Annotated in this window: 15 protein-coding genes; 11 read left to right on the top strand and 4 right to left on the bottom strand. The window is 52.9% G+C overall.

The features are described from left to right. Positions 1 to 171 precede the first annotated feature (171 nt). The 5 genes from dmsA (at position 172) to VF709_RS09700 (ending at position 6,183) form a co-directional block, all read left to right on the top strand. Positions 172 to 2,616, top strand: coding sequence for a dimethylsulfoxide reductase subunit A (dmsA, locus tag VF709_RS09680; protein ID WP_149896589.1), 2,445 nt, complete (start codon positions 172 to 174; stop codon positions 2,614 to 2,616). Positions 2,617 to 2,626: 10 nt separating this feature from the next. Beyond that, the gene (dmsB, locus tag VF709_RS09685) at positions 2,627 to 3,244 is read left to right on the top strand and encodes a dimethylsulfoxide reductase iron-sulfur subunit DmsB (RefSeq protein WP_029882994.1); all 618 of its coding nucleotides are present in this window, start codon (positions 2,627 to 2,629) and stop codon (positions 3,242 to 3,244) included. A gap of 1 nt (position 3,245) precedes the next feature. After that, positions 3,246 to 4,109, top strand: coding sequence for a dimethyl sulfoxide reductase anchor subunit family protein (locus tag VF709_RS09690; RefSeq protein ID WP_149896590.1), 864 nt, complete (start codon positions 3,246 to 3,248; stop codon positions 4,107 to 4,109). Between the two features lie 274 nt (positions 4,110 to 4,383). Further along, on the top strand, positions 4,384 to 5,532 hold the full coding sequence (locus tag VF709_RS09695; RefSeq protein ID WP_013097314.1) for an MFS transporter: 1,149 nt from the start codon (positions 4,384 to 4,386) through the stop codon (positions 5,530 to 5,532). 123 nt (positions 5,533 to 5,655) lie between these two features. Continuing rightward, positions 5,656 to 6,183, top strand: a complete 528-nt coding sequence (locus VF709_RS09700; protein WP_149896591.1) for an anti-virulence regulator CigR family protein — start codon at positions 5,656 to 5,658, stop codon at positions 6,181 to 6,183. Positions 6,184 to 6,219: 36 nt separating this feature from the next. Here VF709_RS09700 and pflA read toward each other — a convergent pair whose 3' ends face one another. The 4 genes from pflA to ycaO all read right to left on the bottom strand — a co-directional run bounded on the left by pflA (position 6,220) and on the right by ycaO (position 12,517). Next, complete coding sequence (pflA, locus tag VF709_RS09705; RefSeq protein WP_149896592.1) at positions 6,220 to 6,960, bottom strand: pyruvate formate lyase 1-activating protein; 741 nt, start codon at positions 6,958 to 6,960, stop codon at positions 6,220 to 6,222. Positions 6,961 to 7,158: 198 nt separating this feature from the next. Further along, positions 7,159 to 9,441 (bottom strand): formate C-acetyltransferase, encoded by a 2,283-nt coding sequence (gene pflB / locus VF709_RS09710; RefSeq protein WP_013097311.1) that lies wholly within the window; start codon positions 9,439 to 9,441, stop codon positions 7,159 to 7,161. 51 nt (positions 9,442 to 9,492) lie between these two features. Then, positions 9,493 to 10,350, bottom strand: coding sequence for a formate transporter FocA (focA, locus tag VF709_RS09715; protein ID WP_013097310.1), 858 nt, complete (start codon positions 10,348 to 10,350; stop codon positions 9,493 to 9,495). A gap of 406 nt (positions 10,351 to 10,756) precedes the next feature. Beyond that, positions 10,757 to 12,517 (bottom strand): 30S ribosomal protein S12 methylthiotransferase accessory factor YcaO, encoded by a 1,761-nt coding sequence (ycaO, locus tag VF709_RS09720; protein ID WP_038981416.1) that lies wholly within the window; start codon positions 12,515 to 12,517, stop codon positions 10,757 to 10,759. 127 nt (positions 12,518 to 12,644) lie between these two features. Between ycaO and VF709_RS09725 the strand changes: the two genes are divergently transcribed. From VF709_RS09725 to ihfB, 6 genes are all read left to right on the top strand, one after another. Next, on the top strand, positions 12,645 to 13,337 hold the full coding sequence (locus VF709_RS09725) for a DUF421 domain-containing protein (protein WP_013097308.1): 693 nt from the start codon (positions 12,645 to 12,647) through the stop codon (positions 13,335 to 13,337). A 162-nt stretch (positions 13,338 to 13,499) separates the two neighbouring features. Then, positions 13,500 to 14,588, top strand: a complete 1,089-nt coding sequence (serC, locus tag VF709_RS09730) for a 3-phosphoserine/phosphohydroxythreonine transaminase (RefSeq protein ID WP_048972468.1) — start codon at positions 13,500 to 13,502, stop codon at positions 14,586 to 14,588. A gap of 68 nt (positions 14,589 to 14,656) precedes the next feature. Further along, a complete protein-coding gene (gene aroA, locus VF709_RS09735) occupies positions 14,657 to 15,940 on the top strand; it encodes a 3-phosphoshikimate 1-carboxyvinyltransferase (RefSeq protein WP_023621032.1) in 1,284 nt (427 codons plus the stop codon). Positions 15,941 to 16,125: 185 nt separating this feature from the next. Next, positions 16,126 to 16,809, top strand: a complete 684-nt coding sequence (gene cmk, locus VF709_RS09740) for a (d)CMP kinase (RefSeq protein ID WP_149896593.1) — start codon at positions 16,126 to 16,128, stop codon at positions 16,807 to 16,809. A gap of 111 nt (positions 16,810 to 16,920) precedes the next feature. Next, positions 16,921 to 18,594 (top strand): 30S ribosomal protein S1, encoded by a 1,674-nt coding sequence (gene rpsA, locus VF709_RS09745; RefSeq protein WP_008499966.1) that lies wholly within the window; start codon positions 16,921 to 16,923, stop codon positions 18,592 to 18,594. Positions 18,595 to 18,764: 170 nt separating this feature from the next. Continuing rightward, entirely contained in the window at positions 18,765 to 19,052 is a 288-nt protein-coding gene (gene ihfB, locus VF709_RS09750) for an integration host factor subunit beta (RefSeq protein ID WP_003858233.1), read from the top strand. Positions 19,053 to 19,152 lie beyond the last annotated feature (100 nt).

The raw sequence follows: 19,152 nt of genomic DNA on the forward strand, positions 1-19,152 counted from the left end.
TTTTATACCCTCGGTTTGATACGACGCAATACCCCCTCCCTCTAAAGTAGTAATACTCCTGCGAATGAAAGCCAGCATAAAACACGCATAATGCATTAGCTCGTTATATATAAAACTATATCGCGGTTAATTCCGCCCCTTATTCTTTGTGAGCAACCAAAGTGAGTCTTTATGAAAATCAAAGCGCCTGAAGCGTTAATGGCTGCCGAGGTCACTCGCCGTGGGTTGATGAAAACCACGGCAATTGGCGGTCTCGCCGTTGCCAGCAGTGCCTTCACTCTCCCTTTTAGCCGACTGGCGTCGGCGGCGGATGCGTTGTCCCCGGCTACGGCCCCGGAAAACGTGGTGTGGAGCGCCTGTACCGTAAACTGTGGTAGCCGTTGTCCATTACGTATGCATGTGGTGGATGGCGAGATCAAATACGTCGAAACCGACAATACCGGTGACGATAACTACGACGGCTTGCATCAGGTTCGCGCCTGTCTGCGTGGCCGCTCAATGCGCCGCCGGGTTTATAACCCGGACCGTCTGAAGTACCCGATGAAACGCGTCGGTAAGCGCGGGGAAGGGAAGTTCGAGCGCATCAGCTGGGATGAAGCTTACGATATCATCGCCAGCAATATGCAGCGTCTGATAAAAGAGTACGGTAACGAATCCATCTACCTGAACTACGGCACCGGAACGCTCGGGGGAACGCTGACCCGCTCCTGGCCACCGGGCAAAACGCTGGTGGCGCGCTTGATGAACTGCTGCGGCGGTTATCTCAATCACTACGGTGACTACTCTTCTGCACAGATTGCTGCCGGCCTGAACTACACCTACGGTGGCTGGGCAGACGGTAACAGCCCGTCCGATATCGAAAACAGTAAACTGGTGGTGCTTTTCGGTAACAACCCTGGTGAAACGCGGATGAGCGGCGGTGGGGTAACCTATTACCTTGAACAGGCTCGCGCCAAATCTAACGCCCGGATGATCATCATTGATCCGCGTTATACCGATACGGGGGCAGGCCGGGAAGATGAGTGGATCCCTATTCGCCCGGGTACCGATGCGGCGCTGGTCAGCGCGCTGGCGTGGGTCATGATCACCGAGGACCTTGTCGATCAGCCATTCCTCGATAAATACTGCGTCGGCTATGACGAGAAAACCCTGCCCGCCAGTGCGCCTGCCAACGGGCATTACAAGGCGTATATTCTGGGCCAGGGCAGTGACGGCGTGGCGAAGACCCCGGAGTGGGCATCAAAAATCACCGGGATACCGGCGGAACGTATTGTCCAGCTGGCGCGTGAAATCGGTTCAGCGAAACCGGCCTATATCAGCCAGGGCTGGGGGCCACAGCGTCACGCGAATGGCGAAATCGCCACTCGTGCTATTTCGATGCTGTCCATTCTGACCGGTAACGTGGGTATTAATGGTGGGAATAGTGGCGCGCGCGAAGGTTCCTATTCGCTGCCGTTTGAACGGATGCCAACCCTGGAAAACCCGGTTCAGACAAGTATCTCCATGTTTATGTGGACCGACGCCATTGAGCGCGGGCCGGAGATGACCGCCCTGCGCGATGGCGTACGGGGCAAAGACAAGCTGGATGTGCCGATCAAGATGATCTGGAACTACGCCGGTAACTGCCTTATTAACCAGCACTCGGAGATCAACCGCACCCACGAAATCCTGCAGGATGACAAGAAGTGCGAGATGATTGTGGTGATCGACTGCCACATGACCTCATCGGCGAAATATGCGGATATTCTGCTGCCGGATTGCACTGCCTCGGAGCAGATGGATTTCGCGCTGGATGCCTCCTGCGGCAACATGTCCTACGTGATCTTCACCGACCGGGCCATCAAACCGCGTTTCGAGTGCAAAACCATCTATGAGATGACCTCTGAGCTGGCGAAACGTCTTGGTGTCGAACAACAGTTCACAGAAGGCCGCACTCAGGAAGAGTGGATGCGTCATCTGCATGAACTTTCCCGTAAAGCGATCCCTGACCTGCCGGATTTCGATACCTTCCGCAAGCAGGGCATCTATAAACAGCGCGATCCGCAAGGGCACCACGTGGCGTACAAAGCCTTCCGCGACGATCCGCAGGCGAATCCGCTGACCACGCCATCGGGCAAAATCGAGATTTACTCCGAAGAGCTGGCAAACATTGCCGCAACCTGGGAATTGCCGGAAGGGGATGTTATCGATCCCCTGCCGATCTACACGCCCGGGTTTGAAAATTATAACGATCCGCTGACCGCAAAATTCCCGCTGCAACTGACCGGATTCCACTACAAAGCGCGCGTTCACTCCACTTACGGCAACGTTGATGTGCTGAAAGCCGCCTGCCGCCAGGAGATGTGGATTAACCCGACGGATGCGAAAGCGCGAGGCATCAGCAATGGCGATCGTGTGCGTATCTTTAACGATCGCGGCGAGGTGCATATCGAAGCCAAAGTGACGCCCCGCATGATGCCTGGTGTTGTCGCGCTGGGGGAAGGCGCGTGGTACAGCCCGGATGCAAACCGCATCGACCAGGCTGGCAGTATTAACGTACTGACCACGCAGCGCCCATCGCCGCTGGCGAAAGGCAACCCGTCCCACACAAACCTTGTTCAGGTTGAGAAGGTGTAAGGAGTAACCGATGACAACCCAGTATGGATTTTTTATTGATTCCAGCCGTTGCACCGGGTGCAAAACCTGCGAGCTGGCCTGCAAGGATTATAAAGACCTGACCCCGGACGTCAGCTTCCGCCGGATCTACGAATACGCGGGCGGCGACTGGCAGGAGGATAACGGCGTCTGGCATCAGAACGTCTTTGCCTATTACCTGTCGATTGCCTGTAACCACTGTGAAGATCCGGCCTGCACCAAAGTGTGCCCGAGCGGGGCAATGCACAAGCGTGACGACGGGTTTGTGGTGGTGAATGAGGATGTCTGCATCGGCTGCCGCTACTGCCATATGGCCTGTCCGTACGGTGCGCCGCAGTACAACGCTGCCAAAGGCCACATGACCAAGTGCGACGGCTGCCATGACCGCGTGGCGGAAGGCAAAAAGCCGATTTGCGTGGAGTCCTGTCCGCTGCGCGCGCTGGACTTCGGCCCGATTGACGAGCTGCGTAAAAAACACGGCCAGCTTGCGGCCGTCGCGCCACTGCCGTCCGCGCACTTCACCAAGCCGAGCATTGTGATTAAACCTAACGCCAACAGCCGCCCGACGGGAGATACCACCGGCTATCTGGCAAACCCGAAGGAGGTGTGAGATGGGAAGTGGATGGCATGAATGGCCGCTGATGAGCTTCACGGTCTTTGGGCAGTGCGTGGCGGGGGGCTTTATTGTGCTCGCGCTGGCGTTACTGAAAGGCGATTTGAAAGCTGAACAGCAGCAGCGCGTGGTGCTGAGTATGTTTGGTCTGTGGGTGTTGATGGGGATCGGTTTTATTGCCTCTACGCTGCACCTCGGCTCGCCAATGCGCGCGTTCAACTCTCTCAATCGCGTGGGGGCATCCTCACTGAGTAACGAAATTGCCAGCGGGGCGATCTTCTTTGCCGTCGGTGGGCTGGGTTGGCTGCTGGCAGCCCTGAAAAAGCTTCCTGTGGGGCTGCGCAACGTGTGGCTGATCGTGACAATGGTGCTGGGCGTGGTCTTCGTGTGGATGATGGTGCGGGTTTATAACACCATCGATACCGTTCCCACCTGGTATAGTGTCTGGACGCCAATGAGTTTCTTCCTGACGATGTTTATCGGCGGGCCGCTGCTGGGCTACCTGCTGCTGCGCGTGGCGGGTGTGGACGGCTGGGCGATGCGTCTGCTTCCCGCCGTTTCGCTGTTGGCGCTGGTGGTGAGCACGATGGTTGCGCTGATGCAGGGCGCTGAGCTGGCAACCATTCACAGCTCTATTCAGCAGGCCTCAGCCCTGGTGCCGGAGTACGGTTCTCTGATGGCCTGGCGAGTGGTGTTGCTGGCTGTTGCGCTGGTATGCTGGATTGCCCCTCAGCTTAAAGGTTATCAGCCTGCACTGCCGTTACTGTCAGTGGCCTTTGTGCTGGTGCTGGCAGGGGAGTTGATCGGTCGCGGTGTGTTTTACGGCCTGCATATGACGGTAGGCATGGCTATCGCCAGCTGATTTGATTTTTCGTTATAAAAAGCCGGGACATAGCGCCCGGCTTTTCTTTTTTCCATCATGAAATTTTTCGACTGATGTTTGGTATTAAAAATCCCCTGAAATAAATAAAAACAACCAGATAATTAATATCAGTAGCAGACTTTGCATTAGCAGGATGAGTTTTTTAAATCGACATGGCACATATCGTGCGTGATGCCTGAATCGGTGGATTGACTTTGTTTTTGCCAGTGGCATGATGCGCACGAAATCTGAACTTCCTCACGGTTTTTAATCCATGACCATCTATACCCGGCCAGTGCTCCTGTTGCTCTGTGGCCTGCTTTTGTTGACCCTAGCGATCGCAGTGTTGAATACGCTCGTCCCGCTATGGCTTGCCCATGAAAACTTACCAACCTGGCAGGTGGGTATGGTCAGCTCGTCCTTTTTCACGGGGAACCTGCTGGGCACCCTAATGACGGGGAGCCTGATTAAACGCGTTGGCTTTAACCGTAGCTATTATCTGGCCTCGCTGATTTTCGCTGCCGGATGTGCCGGGCTGGGCCTGATGGTCGGCTTCTGGAGCTGGATGATCTGGCGCTTTATCGCTGGCGTAGGCTGCGCGATGATTTGGGTCGTGGTGGAAAGTGCGCTGATGTGCAGCGGTACCTCGCGCAACCGGGGACGTCTGCTGGCAGCGTATATGATGGTCTATTACGTCGGAACCGTGCTTGGGCAATTAATGGTCAGCAAACTGCCGACCGACCTGATGAGCGTTCTGCCGTGGGTAACGGGCATGGTCCTGGCGGCGATCCTGCCGCTGCTCTTTACACGCATTGTGAATCAGAACAGTGAGCATCAGGAAGCGACCCACGTCTGGCCGATGCTGAGACTGCGACAGGCGCGTCTGGGCGTGAACGGCTGTATCATCTCCGGGATTGTTCTGGGGTCGCTTTATGGTCTGATGCCGCTCTACCTGAACCATCAGGGCGTCAGTGATTCCGGGATCGGCTTCTGGATGGCGGTAATGGTCAGCGCGGGCATCGTCGGACAGTGGCCGATTGGCCGTCTGGCAGACCGTTTTGGGCGTCTGCTGGTGTTGCGCGTTCAGGTCTTCGTGGTGATCATGGGTTGCCTTGCCATGCTCAGCAATGCCGCGATGGCGCCAGCGCTGTTTATTCTGGGAGCGGCAGGCTTCACACTTTATCCGGTCGCAATGGCCTGGGCCTGTGAAAAAGTAGAACATCACCAACTGGTGGCAATGAACCAGGCGCTGTTATTAAGCTATACCATTGGGAGTTTGCTGGGGCCGACATTCACCGCGATGCTGATGCAGAATTATTCCGACAATTTGCTGTTTATCATGATTGCCAGCGTGTCGTTTATTTATCTCTTAATGCTGCTGCGCAAAGCGGGCGAACATCCCACGCCAGTGGCGCATGCCTGATGAATTAAAAGCCAGTCATTGACTGGCTTTTTTGTCCCCATCACATATAAGAATTTTACGCATTGTTTGTTTATCACGCCAGGCGATAATTCAGGTGAGTTCTAACACTAAAAGGCAGCAATCATGGCTACACGTCGTTTAACCACTACCGCACTGGCAGTAGTGTTGTCTTTAACGTTTGCTACAGCACCTGTCATGGCTAACCCTGGAAACGGGAATGGCGGTGGTGGTCACGGTAATAGTGGCGGACAAGGTAATGGCGGTAATCACGGCAACGGGAATTCCGGCAATCATGGCAACGGAATGTCCGATACTCATGGCAATAAAAAAAGTAGTCTGGACAACCCGGGTAAATCGAATAAAAGCGTCAGCGATGATGTCGATGCTCGCGTGAGCTTCGATCATGCTCGCCATCTGGCAGTGAACTATGGATTAACGGGGTATGAATCGCTGCCTCCGGGCATCGCTAAAAACCTCGCACGCGGCAAACCACTGCCTCCAGGTATTGCGAAGAAAACCGTGCCAGCCTCCATGCTGGGCCAGCTCCCTAACTATCCTGGCTATGAATGGCGCGTGGTCGGTGACGATCTGGTCCTGGTTGCGCTGAGTACTGCGATTGTGACTTCCATTATTAATGGTGTCTTTAAATAAAATACAAAAAGGCCCGGTTCTCACCGGGCCTCTTCTTTAATACATGGCCTTGTGTCCGTATTGTTCCAGAATACCTTTCACGCGCTCCATCGTCTCTTTCTTCGGCGGCTTAACGCCATCAAGCTTATATTCTTCACCCATCGCCACCCATTTATGTTTACCCAGCTCATGGTAGGGCAGAAGCTCAATTTTCTCGACGTTGCCCATATCGCGGGTAAATTCGCCCAGGCGATGTGCGGAATCATCATCATCAGACCAGCCTGGAACGACGACATAGCGGATCCAGGTTTTGATGCCCTTGGCTGAAATATATTTGGCGAACTCCAGCGTACGGTGGTTGGATACGCCAACCAGGTTCTGATGGATCTCATCATTCATCTGTTTGAGATCGAGCATGACCAGGTCGGTGACTTCAAGCAATTCATCGATGACCGGATCGTAGCGGCGCACAAACCCGTTCGTGTCGAGGCAGGTGTGTATGCCTTCTTTGTGGCAGGCGCGAAACCAGTCGCGCACAAATTCCGCCTGAAGAATGGCTTCACCACCGGATGCGGTGACGCCCCCGCCGGACGCGTTCATAAAGTGGCGGTAAGTCACCACCTCTTTCATCAGATCTTCAACGGTCACTTCTTTGCCGCCGTGCGTATCCCATGTGTCACGGTTGTGGCAGTACAGGCAGCGCATCAGGCAGCCCTGGAAAAAGGTGATAAAACGGATGCCCGGGCCATCAACAGTGCCACAGGATTCAAAGGAGTGAATGCGACCAATAATTGACATTGCGGTGATATCTCCGAATTTGGCCCATCCCGGGGCCTGTGTTGATGCACAGCTCAAAGGCTATGTCGAGTCTGTTTTGGCTGTTATCCATTCAGTATAGATAGCGGCCAAAAGAGACTGGGGTGGGGAAGAAAAAGGCCCCACTGACGTGGAGCCTTTATTGTACGCTTTTTAACGCGTGATTTCAGTCAATTCCAGTTACATGGACTGAGTGAAAGTACGGGTGATAACGTCCTGCTGCTGTTCTTTAGTCAGGGAGTTAAAGCGTACTGCGTAGCCAGATACACGGATGGTCAGCTGAGGATATTTCTCAGGGTGTTCCATCGCGTCGAGCAGCATTTCACGGTTCATGACGTTCACGTTCAGGTGCTGACCACCTTCGATGGACGCTTCGTGGTGGAAGTAACCATCCATCAGACCCGCGAGGTTGGTTTTACGCACTTCGTCGTCTTTACCCAGCGCGTTTGGCACGATAGAGAAGGTGTAAGAGATACCATCTTTCGCGTAAGCAAACGGCAGTTTTGCAACGGAAGTCAGAGAGGCAACCGCACCTTTCTGGTCACGACCGTGCATTGGGTTAGCACCTGGGCCAAATGGCGCGCCAGCACGACGACCGTCTGGGGTGTTACCGGTTTTCTTACCATACACAACGTTAGAGGTGATGGTCAGAACAGACTGAGTCGGGATAGCGTTACGGTAAGTAGTCAGTTTCTGAATTTTCTTCATGAAACGTTCAACCAGGTCAACCGCCATGTCATCAACGCGAGCGTCGTTGTTACCAAACTGCGGATATTCGCCTTCGATTTCGAAGTCGATAGCCAGACCGTCTTCGTCACGAATTGGTTTAACTTTCGCATATTTGATAGCAGACAGGGAGTCAGCAGCAACGGACAGACCTGCGATACCACACGCCATGGTACGGATAACGTCACGGTCATGCAGCGCCATCAGAGAGGCTTCGTAGCTGTACTTGTCGTGCATGTAGTGGATAACGTTCAGTGCAGTAACGTACTGTTTCGCCAGCCAGTCCATGAAGTGATCCATGCGATCCATGACTTCGTCATAGTTCAGCACATCGCCTTTGATTGGTTCAGACTTAGGACCAACCTGCATTTTCAGTTTTTCATCAACGCCGCCGTTGATAGCGTACAGCATGGTTTTCGCCAGGTTTGCACGCGCACCGAAGAACTGCATTTGTTTACCAACAACCATTGGGCTTACGCAGCATGCGATAGCGTAGTCGTCGTTGTTGAAGTCCGGACGCATCAGGTCATCGTTCTCATACTGCAGAGAAGAGGTGTCGATGGACACTTTAGCGGCGAATTTCTTGAAGTTCAGAGGCAGTTTTTCAGACCACAGAACGGTAATGTTCGGCTCCGGAGAAGGACCCATGGTGTACAGGGTGTTCAGGAAGCGGAAGCTGTTTTTAGTAACCAGAGTACGGCCATCTACACCCATACCACCGATAGATTCGGTTGCCCAGATTGGGTCACCAGAGAACAGTTCATCATACTCTGGGGTACGCAGGAAGCGAACCATACGCAGTTTCATGACCAGGTGGTCAATCATTTCCTGAGCGTCTTGCTCGGTGATTTTACCTGCTTTCAGGTCACGTTCGATGTACGCATCCAGGAAGGTGGATACGCGACCGAAGGACATTGCTGCACCGTTCTGAGACTTAACTGCGGCCAGGTAGCCGAAGTAGGTCCACTGGATAGCTTCCTGAGCGTTAGTTGCAGGACCAGAGATATCGCAGCCATATTTAGCAGCCATCTCTTTGATCTGACCCAGCGCACGGTGCTGTTCAGCGATCTCTTCACGCAGACGGATGGTGGCTTCCAGGTTTACGCCGTTTTCCAGATCGGACTGCAGGGAAACGAACTGCGCGTATTTGTCTTTCATCAGGAAGTCGATACCGTACAGCGCAACGCGACGGTAGTCACCGATGATACGGCCACGGCCGTAGGCATCTGGCAGACCAGTCAGAACACCGGATTTACGGCAGTTCAGAATGTCTTTGGTGTAAACATCGAATACACCCTGGTTGTGGGTTTTACGGTATTCGGTGAAGATTTTTTTCAGCATTGGGTCCAGCTCGCGGTTGTACGCTTTGCAGGAACCTTCAACCATTTTGATACCACCGAACGGGATGATCGCACGTTTCAGTGGTGCTTCAGTCTGCAGACCAACGATTTTCTCAAGGGCTTTGTTGATGTAACCAGCATCGTGAGAAGTGATGGTGGAAGCAACGGAGGTGTCAAAATCAACTGGCGCGTGAGTGCGGTTTTCCAGTTTTACGCCTTCCATTACGCTGTCCCACAGCTTGGTGGTCGCTTCAGTTGCGCCAGCCAGGAAGGATTCGTCACCTTCATACGGGGTATAGTTTTTCTGAATGAAGTCACGTACGTTTACTTCATTCTGCCAGTCACCTTTTGCAAAACCTTCCCAGGCTGTGGCTAACTTTTCATTAAGCTCGGACATGTAACACCTACCTTCTTAAGTGGATTTTTTATTTACTGCCTGAGATAACCATCAATGATGATCGTCGCCACGCAGGTAAATGACCCAGTATGTCAACCCAACTAACAGACCCCCACCGATAATGTTCCCGATAGTGACAGGGATCAGGTTATCAGTAATGAAATTCATAATAGTCAGGTGAGAGAAACTTTCCGGGGTTGAACCAACTGCAGTCCAGAACTCCGGGCTCGCAAAGTTGCGGATTACAATACCCATTGGGATCATAAACATGTTCGCGATACTGTGCTCGAAGCCGCTGGCAACAAACATCGCAACCGGCAGAACCATAATCATGGCTTTGTCCATCAGGCTACGGCCGGAGTAACTCATCCATACCGCCAGACAGACCATCAGGTTCGCGAGGATGCCAAGTGCAACCGCTTCGATAAATGTGTGGTGCATTTTGTGGTCCGCGGTCTGCAGGACGTTCAGTCCCCAGCCACCGTTGGCGGTCATATACTCGCCAGAGAGCCACATCAACAAAACAAAGAGCAGACAGCCAATCAGGTTACCAACATAGACGTTAAGCCAGTTGCGCGCCAGTTGACCCCAGGTAATTCTTCCGCTGGCTTTTGCTACGACAATCAGCACCGTTGAGGTGAAGAGGTCGGCGCCGCAGATAACGCACAGAATCAGACCCAGTGAGAAGCAAATGCCGCCAATCAGTTTGGCCATGCCGTAAGGCATCGCGGCAGTACCGGTGGTGGCGGTGATGTAGAAGACGAACGCGATAGAGATGAACACACCAGCCGTGATCGCCAGATAGAACGTCTTCATCGGGTGTTTCGTTGCTTTATAGACACCTGCTTCTTCGGCCACTTTGGCCATCGCAGCAGGGAGTAAAAGATCAAAAGGGTTGTCAGCTTTCACACTAACTCTCTCTTTATTAAGTCGGCGACGAGATACTAACAAAGCATTATAGAAGAGAAATTGATATAGATCATATCTCGCCTGGCTTATAGGCCCGCAGTGTGTATGGTTTTACGACAAATGCGGTGTAAGTTTTTGATTATCCGTATAAAAATAAATTTTAAAAGTTATGAAAAGAGTTGAATTTTTTCGGTCGGCCACCTCTGAAACAGTTAATTAATATGGAGTATTTGCCATAAAAAGTAACAGTAAAGCCCAGGTAAATATTATTATATTTACCCATATTTAACTTTATTATTACATTCAACGTTCATTGCCGAAAAAAATAAAAAACGGGGCAATGAAATTGCCCCGTAATATAGCCCAGACGATTAAATACGCCTACTGCTGATAATGTTATATGCGCTTATTTTGACCAGTAAGCGGCTTTTGCTTTCTGCAGCTTTTCATAGGCCTTCAACAGCGACTGATGCGCAGGGAAGGCTTTCAGATCGCTGTCGACCGCCTGCAGTCCGTAGAATGGCGCTTCGCCGCTCAGGGCCGCGCTGGCGGCTTCTACCGCCTCGGCACCGTACATGCGCACGAAGGCATTCAGGTACTGCAGTGGCTCACGATCCTCTTCCTGCGCAAGAAGCAGGAGGGTTTGCAGGCAGCGGTAGTAGTTGGTGCGCTCGGCAGAGAACACTGACTGATTGAATTCCATGGTCCACTCGGTCCAGGCCAGGGCCTGATCCAGATCGCCGCCAGCCAGCGCCAGCATCGCTTTCAGCTCGCCGATGCGCAGGGTATACCAGCCGTTGTCTTTACCGGTAGCCAGACCCAGCAGTTCACGTACGCGCGTGAAGTCATCATGGCCTTCGTCGTCCAGCTGGGCGATCAGGTTCAGATAATCCTCTTTTTCCCACTCGCTGCCCGGCAGGGCCAGCAGCGTTTCACGCAGGTGCGCACCCATGCTGTTGTTTGCCAGCCACAGATCTTCAGCCGGATAGATATCGGACATGCCCGGCACCAGAATACGGCAGGCGTAAACACCCAGGTGTTCGTAGTCAGCAATGTAGACTTCTTTATCTTCCGCGTTGAAGATGGCCATCAGGGTAGCGAACTCTTCTTCGGTCGTACCGGCAAAGCTCCAGTCGACGAATGGATAGTCTGCGTCCTGCTTGAACATATCCCAGGAGATCAAACCGCTGGAGTCGATGAAGTGGGTTTCGAGGTTGGTATGCTCGGCCACTTCTTCGTCGTCAAAGGTTGGTGGAGTAAATACATCGAGATCTTTCAGGCTACGGCCCTGCAGCAGCTCGGTGACGGTACGCTCCAGCGCCACGCCGAAGTCAGGATGCGCGCCGAAGGAGGCGAAGCAGGTGCCGTTCGTCGGGTTAAACAGCACAACGCAGATAACCGGGTATTTACCGCCCAGCGAGCCATCATACGCAAAGATAGGGAAGCCTTCTGCCTCCAGCTTAGCAATGGATTCCACCACGCCCGGATAGCGCGCCAGCACGTCGGCCGGAATTTCAGGCAGACTGATGGATTCAGCAATGATGCGGTTTTTAATGTGGCGCTCAAACACTTCTGACAGCCCCTGCACACGCGCTTCATTGCGGGTATTACCGGCGGACATGCCGTTAGACACATACAGGTTACCGACAATGTTCATCGGGATGTACACGGTCTGTTCATCAGACTGACGGGTGAACGGCAGGGCGCAGATCCCACGCTCTTCATTACCCGACTGCAGATCGATCAGCATGCTGGCGGTCAGTTCATTTTCTGGATCGTAGAACGCACGCAGACGCGCATCCAGAATGCCTTCCGGCAGTTCATCGTCTTCGGTCAACGGGAACCATTTTTCATTGGGATAGTGAACAAACGGGCCGTTAGCAATGGTTTCACCCAGCCAGAAATCGGCGAAGAAGTAATTGGTCGACAGACGTTCAAAATACTCACCCAGCGCAGAAGCCAGCGCCGCTTTTTTCGTCGCGCCTTTACCGTTGGTAAAGCACAGTGCACAGTCTTTATCGCGAATATGCACGGACCAGACGTGAGGCACTGGATTAAGCCAGGAGGCTTCTTCGATATTAAAGCCCAGGTCGGTCAGTTTCTGCTGGAAGCGAGCGATGGAATCTTCCAGGGCGGCGTCTTTGCCGGGGATAAACGTTTGAGTCATGGCGTTCACTTTTATCGTACGTAAAGCGCGCAATGATACGGGTTTTGCGTGACGGGTGCTATCTCCGGCGAAAATAAAAGACTGGGCTATGCTTACTGTCAGTAACTGACTGTTAAGGCATAAAAAAATGAAAGCATTCGATCTGCAAAGGATGGCGTTTGATAAAGTCCCACCCGAATTTTTAGGCGAAGTGGCGCTGCGTAGTCTGTATACCTTCGTCCTGGTCTTCCTGTTTCTTAAAATCACCGGTCGGCGTGGCGTACGGCAGATGTCGCTGTTTGAGGTGCTGATCATTCTGACGCTGGGTTCAGCGGCGGGGGATGTCGCTTTTTACGATGATGTGCCAATGGTGCCGGTGTTTATTGTCTTCGTCACGCTGGCGCTGCTTTACCGGCTGGTCATGTGGCTGATGTCGAAAAGCGAAAAGCTGGAAGACATGCTTGAAGGGAAACCCGTCGTTATCGTTGAGAACGGACAGCTGGCCTGGGAAAATGTCCAAAGCGCCAATATGACCGAATTTGAGTTCTTTATGGAGTTGCGGCTGAACAGCGTGGAGCAGCTTGGGCAAGTGCGTCTGGCGATAATGGAAACGAATGGGCAAATCAGCGTGTATTACTATCCTGACGACGAGGTTAAGCCAGGGCTCTGTATTCTGCCGGATATGTTGATCGAGCGGTTTAAAACGGTACCGGAATCCGGCGAATATGCCTGTGTAAGATGTAGCCATGTTGTTGCCATGCACGTGGGCGATCATCAATTATGTCCCCGTTGTACAAATCCGGAATGGTCGAAGGTTAGCCGGGCCAAACGCCTTGTCTGACAGCCATTTTGTCGGTTTTGTGACAGCGAGGCGACAGATTGTATTGTGTGACGAAGGGCACATTTCACCGGTCATAAGTTTTAGACATTGCGGCGCGTGTCACTGAATGATAAAACCGATATCCACAGTTATAACTTATGGCTTTTAGCGTGGTGAGGGGAAATGGCTCAAGTCTTTAATTTCAGTTCAGGTCCGGCAATGTTACCGGCAGACGTGCTTAAACAGGCTCAACAGGAACTTTGTGACTGGAACGGTCTGGGTACGTCGGTGATGGAAATCAGCCACCGAGGTAAAGAGTTTATTCAGGTGGCGGAAGAGGCAGAAAAGGATTTTCGCGATCTGCTGAACATTCCCTCGAACTACAAAGTATTGTTCTGCCACGGTGGTGGACGCGGCCAGTTTGCTGGCGTACCGCTGAATATTCTGGGTGACAAAACCACGGCAGACTATGTTGACGCTGGCTACTGGGCTGCCAGCGCGGTGAAGGAGGCGCACAAGTATTGCACGCCAAACGTCATCGACGCCAAAGTGACCGTTGATGGCCTGCGTGCCGTGAAGCCAATGAGCGAGTGGCAGCTCTCTGACAACGCCGCGTATCTGCACTACTGCCCGAACGAAACCATTGACGGGATTGCCATCGACGAGACGCCGGACTTCGGTAAAGACGTGGTGGTTGCCGCTGACTTCTCCTCCACCATTCTCTCTGCGCCGATTGACGTCAGCCGCTACGGTGTCATCTATGCGGGTGCGCAGAAAAATATCGGCCCTGCAGGCCTGACTATCGTCATCGTACGTGACGATCTGCTGGGTAAAGCGCATAAATCCTGCCCGTCGATTCTTGATTACACTGTGCTGAACGATAACGACTCCATGTTCAACACCCCACCGACGTTTGCCTGGTATCTCTCCGGCCTGGTCTTTAAATGGCTGAAGCAAAACGGCGGCGTGGCGCAGATGGACAAGATCAATCAGCAGAAAGCTGAACTGCTGTACGGCGTCATTGATAAGAGTGATTTTTATCGTAACGATGTGGCGAAAGCCAATCGTTCCCGCATGAACGTGCCATTCCAGCTGGCGGACAGCAACCTGGATAAAGTTTTCCTGGAAGAGTCCTTCGCCGCAGGTCTGCATGCGCTGAAAGGTCACCGTGTGGTAGGCGGCATGCGCGCCTCCATCTATAACGCCATGCCGCTGGAAGGCGTTAAAGCCCTGACCGATTTCATGATTGACTTCGAACGTCGCCACGGTTGATTGCGCTGTTTTCACCCCCGTAGCCCTGCTGCGGGGTTTTTATTATGTTGAGTTGAGAGTTAAGTTTCATGGAATCCCTGACGTTACAACCTATCGCGCGGGTAGATGGCACCATCAATCTGCCTGGTTCAAAAAGTGTCTCGAACCGCGCTCTGCTGCTGGCAGCTCTGGCAAACGGCACCACCGTCCTCACGAACCTGCTGGACAGCGATGACGTGCGCCATATGCTCAATGCGCTGAAAGCGTTGGGAGTTCACTACACGCTGTCTGACGACCGTACCCGCTGTGAAGTGACGGGGAATGGCGGTGCGCTACGTTCAGCCGAGGAACTGGAACTGTTTCTGGGTAACGCGGGAACCGCCATGCGCCCACTGGCGGCAGCTCTGTGCCTGGGCAGCAACAATATTGTTCTCACCGGCGAACCGCGCATGAAAGAGCGTCCGATCGGCCATCTGGTGGATGCCCTTCGTCAGGGCGGTGCCCAGATTGACTATCTGGAGCAAGAAAATTACCCACCACTGCGCCTTCGCGGTGGCTTTACCGGCGGCAACGTCGAGGTGGACGGCAGCGTCTCCAGCCAGTTCCTGACGGCACTGCTGATGACTGCACCGCTGGCACCGCAGGATACGGTCATCACCATCAAGGGCGACCTGGTGTCTAAGCCGTACATTGATATCACCCTGCATCTGATGAAAACCTTTGGTGTGGAGGTGGAAAACCAAGCGTATCAGCGCTTCGTGGTTCGCGGTGCGCAGCAGTATCAGTCTCCGGGTAACTATCTGGTTGAAGGTGACGCCTCATCTGCGTCTTACTTCCTGGCGGCAGGTGCTATTAAAGGCGGTACGGTGAAAGTGACCGGTATTGGCCGTAACAGCGTGCAGGGCGATATTCGTTTTGCTGATGTGCTGGAGAAAATGGGTGCGGTAGTGACCTGGGGGGAGGATTTCATCGCCTGTACACGTGGTGAACTCAACGCCATCGATATGGACATGAACCACATTCCTGACGCGGCAATGACCATTGCCACCGCTGCGCTCTTTGCAAAAGGTACCACGACGCTGCGTAACATCTACAACTGGCGCGTGAAAGAAACCGACCGTCTGTTCGCGATGGCCACCGAGTTGCGTAAAGTGGGTGCCGAAGTGGAAGAGGGCGAAGACTACATTCGCGTAACGCCTCCGGCAAAACTGCAGTTCGCGGAAATCGGAACTTACAACGATCACCGTATGGCGATGTGCTTCTCGCTGGTGGCCTTGTCCGATACACCTGTCACGATCCTCGATCCGAAATGTACGGCGAAAACCTTCCCGGACTATTTCGAACAGCTGGCCAGCATCAGTACACTGGCCTGATGACAAGATGCCGCATCACCCGATGCGGCATTTCCTTACGTTTTCTGACGTTTGTTCCCGCACATTTCTTCTACACTCTGCTTCATTAATTCCGTAATTTGCACGCAAAGGTAACAGTTGCGCACGTTGGCGCGTATAATGCGCGGCGTTCATGTTAACGGTATGCCTTTATTAAGGAGAAAAAGATGACGGCAGTTGCCCCGGTAATCACCATTGATGGGCCTAGTGGCGCAGGGAAAGGAACTCTGTGCAAGGCGATGGCGGAAGCATTGCAATGGCATCTTTTAGATTCGGGAGCTATCTATCGCGTGCTGGCGCTGGCAGCGCTGCATCACCATGTGAATGTTGCGTCTGAAGAGGCGCTGGTTCCGCTGGCTGCGCATCTGGATGTGCGTTTTGTCTCGACCGATGGCAACCTCGAAGTGATCCTGGAAGGGGAAGATGTGAGCGGCGAAATTCGTACGCAGGAGGTTGCTAACGCGGCCTCTCAGGTGGCGGCTTTCCCGCGCGTTCGTGAGGCCCTGTTACGCCGTCAGCGTGCTTTCCGTGAAGCACCCGGCCTGATCGCTGACGGGCGAGATATGGGAACGGTGGTTTTCCCTGATGCGCCAGTGAAAATTTTCCTTGACGCCTCCTCGGAAGAACGGGCTCAACGCCGCATGCTTCAGTTGCAGGAGAAGGGGTTTAGTGTTAACTTTGATCGCCTTTTATCCGAGATAAAAGAGCGCGATGATCGCGACCGTAACCGCGCCGTCGCCCCACTTGTTCCTGCACAAGATGCATTAGTTCTGGATTCCACCAGTTTAACTATTGAGCAAGTGATTGAAAAAGCGCTACAATATGCGCGCCAAAAACTGGCACTCGCGTAATTGCGACCGATTTAGCAGTACCCCCGCTGCAATGGATTGACGGCGGGTATGTGAAACAACCCCATCCGGCACGGAGCCAGGTGGACGTTAATATTAACCTGAAGATTAAACATGACTGAATCTTTTGCTCAACTGTTTGAAGAATCCTTAAAAGAAATCGAAACCCGTCCGGGTTCCATCGTTCGCGGTGTTGTTGTTGCTATCGACAAAGACGTAGTACTGGTTGACGCCGGTCTGAAATCTGAGTCCGCCATTCCGGCAGAGCAGTTCAAAAACGCCCAGGGCGAGTTGGAAATCCAGGTAGGTGACGAAGTTGACGTTGCTCTGGACGCAGTAGAAGACGGCTTCGGCGAAACCCTGCTGTCTCGTGAAAAAGCTAAACGTCACGAAGCATGGATCACGCTGGAGAAAGCTTACGAAGAAGCTGAAACTGTGGTCGGTGTTATCAACGGCAAAGTTAAAGGTGGCTTCACTGTTGAGCTGAATGGTATTCGTGCGTTCCTGCCAGGTTCTCTGGTAGACGTTCGTCCAGTCCGTGACACCCTGCACCTCGAAGGCAAAGAGCTTGAGTTCAAAGTAATCAAGCTGGACCAGAAGCGTAACAACGTTGTTGTTTCCCGTCGTGCCGTTATCGAATCCGAAAACAGCGCAGAACGCGATCAGCTGCTGGAAAACCTGCAGGAAGGCATGGAAGTCAAAGGTATCGTTAAGAACCTCACTGACTACGGCGCATTCGTTGACCTGGGCGGCGTTGATGGCCTGCTGCACATCACCGACATGGCGTGGAAACGCGTTAAGCACCCAAGCGAAATCGTGAACGTGGGCGACGAAATCACTGTTAAAGTGCTGAAGTTCGACCGCGAGCGTACTCGTGTATCCCTCGGCCTGAAACAGCTGGGCGAAGATCCATGGGTAGCTATCGCTAAGCGTTACCCAGAAGGTACCAAACTGACTGGCCGCGTGACCAACCTGACTGACTACGGCTGCTTCGTTGAAATCGAAGAAGGCGTTGAAGGTCTGGTACACGTTTCCGAAATGGACTGGACCAACAAAAACATCCACCCATCCAAAGTTGTTAACGTTGGTGACGTAGTGGAAGTTATGGTTCTGGATATCGACGAAGAACGTCGTCGTATCTCCCTGGGCCTGAAGCAGTGCAAAAACAACCCATGGCAGCAGTTCGCGGAAACCCACAACAAGGGCGACCGTGTTGAAGGTAAAATCAAGTCTATCACTGACTTCGGTATCTTCATCGGCCTGGACGGCGGCATCGACGGCCTGGTTCACCTGTCTGACATCTCCTGGAACGTTGCAGGCGAAGAAGCAGTTCGTGAATACAAAAAAGGCGACGAAATCGCAGCAGTTGTTCTGCAGGTTGACGCAGAGCGTGAGCGTATCTCTCTGGGCGTTAAACAGCTCGCAGAAGATCCGTTCAACAACTGGGTTGCACTGAACAAGAAAGGCGCAATCGTAAACGGTAAAGTGACTGCAGTTGACGCTAAAGGCGCAACCGTAGAACTGGCTGACGGCGTTGAAGGTTACCTGCGCGCTTCTGAAGCTTCACGTGACCGCGTTGAAGATGCCACTCTGGTTCTGAACGTTGGCGACGATGTTGAAGCTAAGTTCACCGGTGTTGACCGTAAGAACCGTGCAATCAGCCTGTCTGTTCGTGCGAAAGACGAAGCTGACGAGAAAGATGCAATCGCTACTGTTAACAAACAGGAAGATGCAAACTTCTCTAATAACGCAATGGCTGAAGCTTTCAAAGCAGCTAAAGGCGAGTAATATCAAGTCCTCAGCATCCTTTGAGCGGTAACGCATTTATCGCGCGAAGGATGAGGAGCAAACTTGACAGATTGCAGGATTCGTCCTGTAATCAATAACAAAGGGCGGCTACGGCCGCCCTTGTTTAATGAGCTGTTCAGCTAATTGGTTTGAAAGGAACCGGAGGAATCATGACCAAGTCAGAATTGATTGAAAGACTTGCCAGTCAGCAACCGCATATCCCAGCTAAAGCAGTGGAAGATGCCGTAAAAGAGATGCTGGAGCATATGGCCACCACTCTTGCCCAGGGCGAGCGCATTGAAATCCGCGGTTTCGGTAGTTTTTCTCTGCACTATCGTGCTCCACGTACCGGGCGTAACCCGAAGACTGGCGATAAAGTCGAGCTGGAAGGTAAGTACGTTCCACACTTTAAGCCGGGTAAAGAACTGCGCGATCGCGCCAATATTTACGGCAACTGAGTTTAGCCATCAGGTTAAACTGGGTTCAAAAGAAAGCACCTCCGGGTGCTTTTTTTGTACTTATCGTTTTTATTCTGAAGCTGTGCCGCAATCCCCGTGT

This window comes from Enterobacter sp. Lyrl_3 (assembly GCF_051948675.1).
Classification (GTDB): Bacteria; Pseudomonadota; Gammaproteobacteria; order Enterobacterales; family Enterobacteriaceae; genus Enterobacter; species Enterobacter cloacae.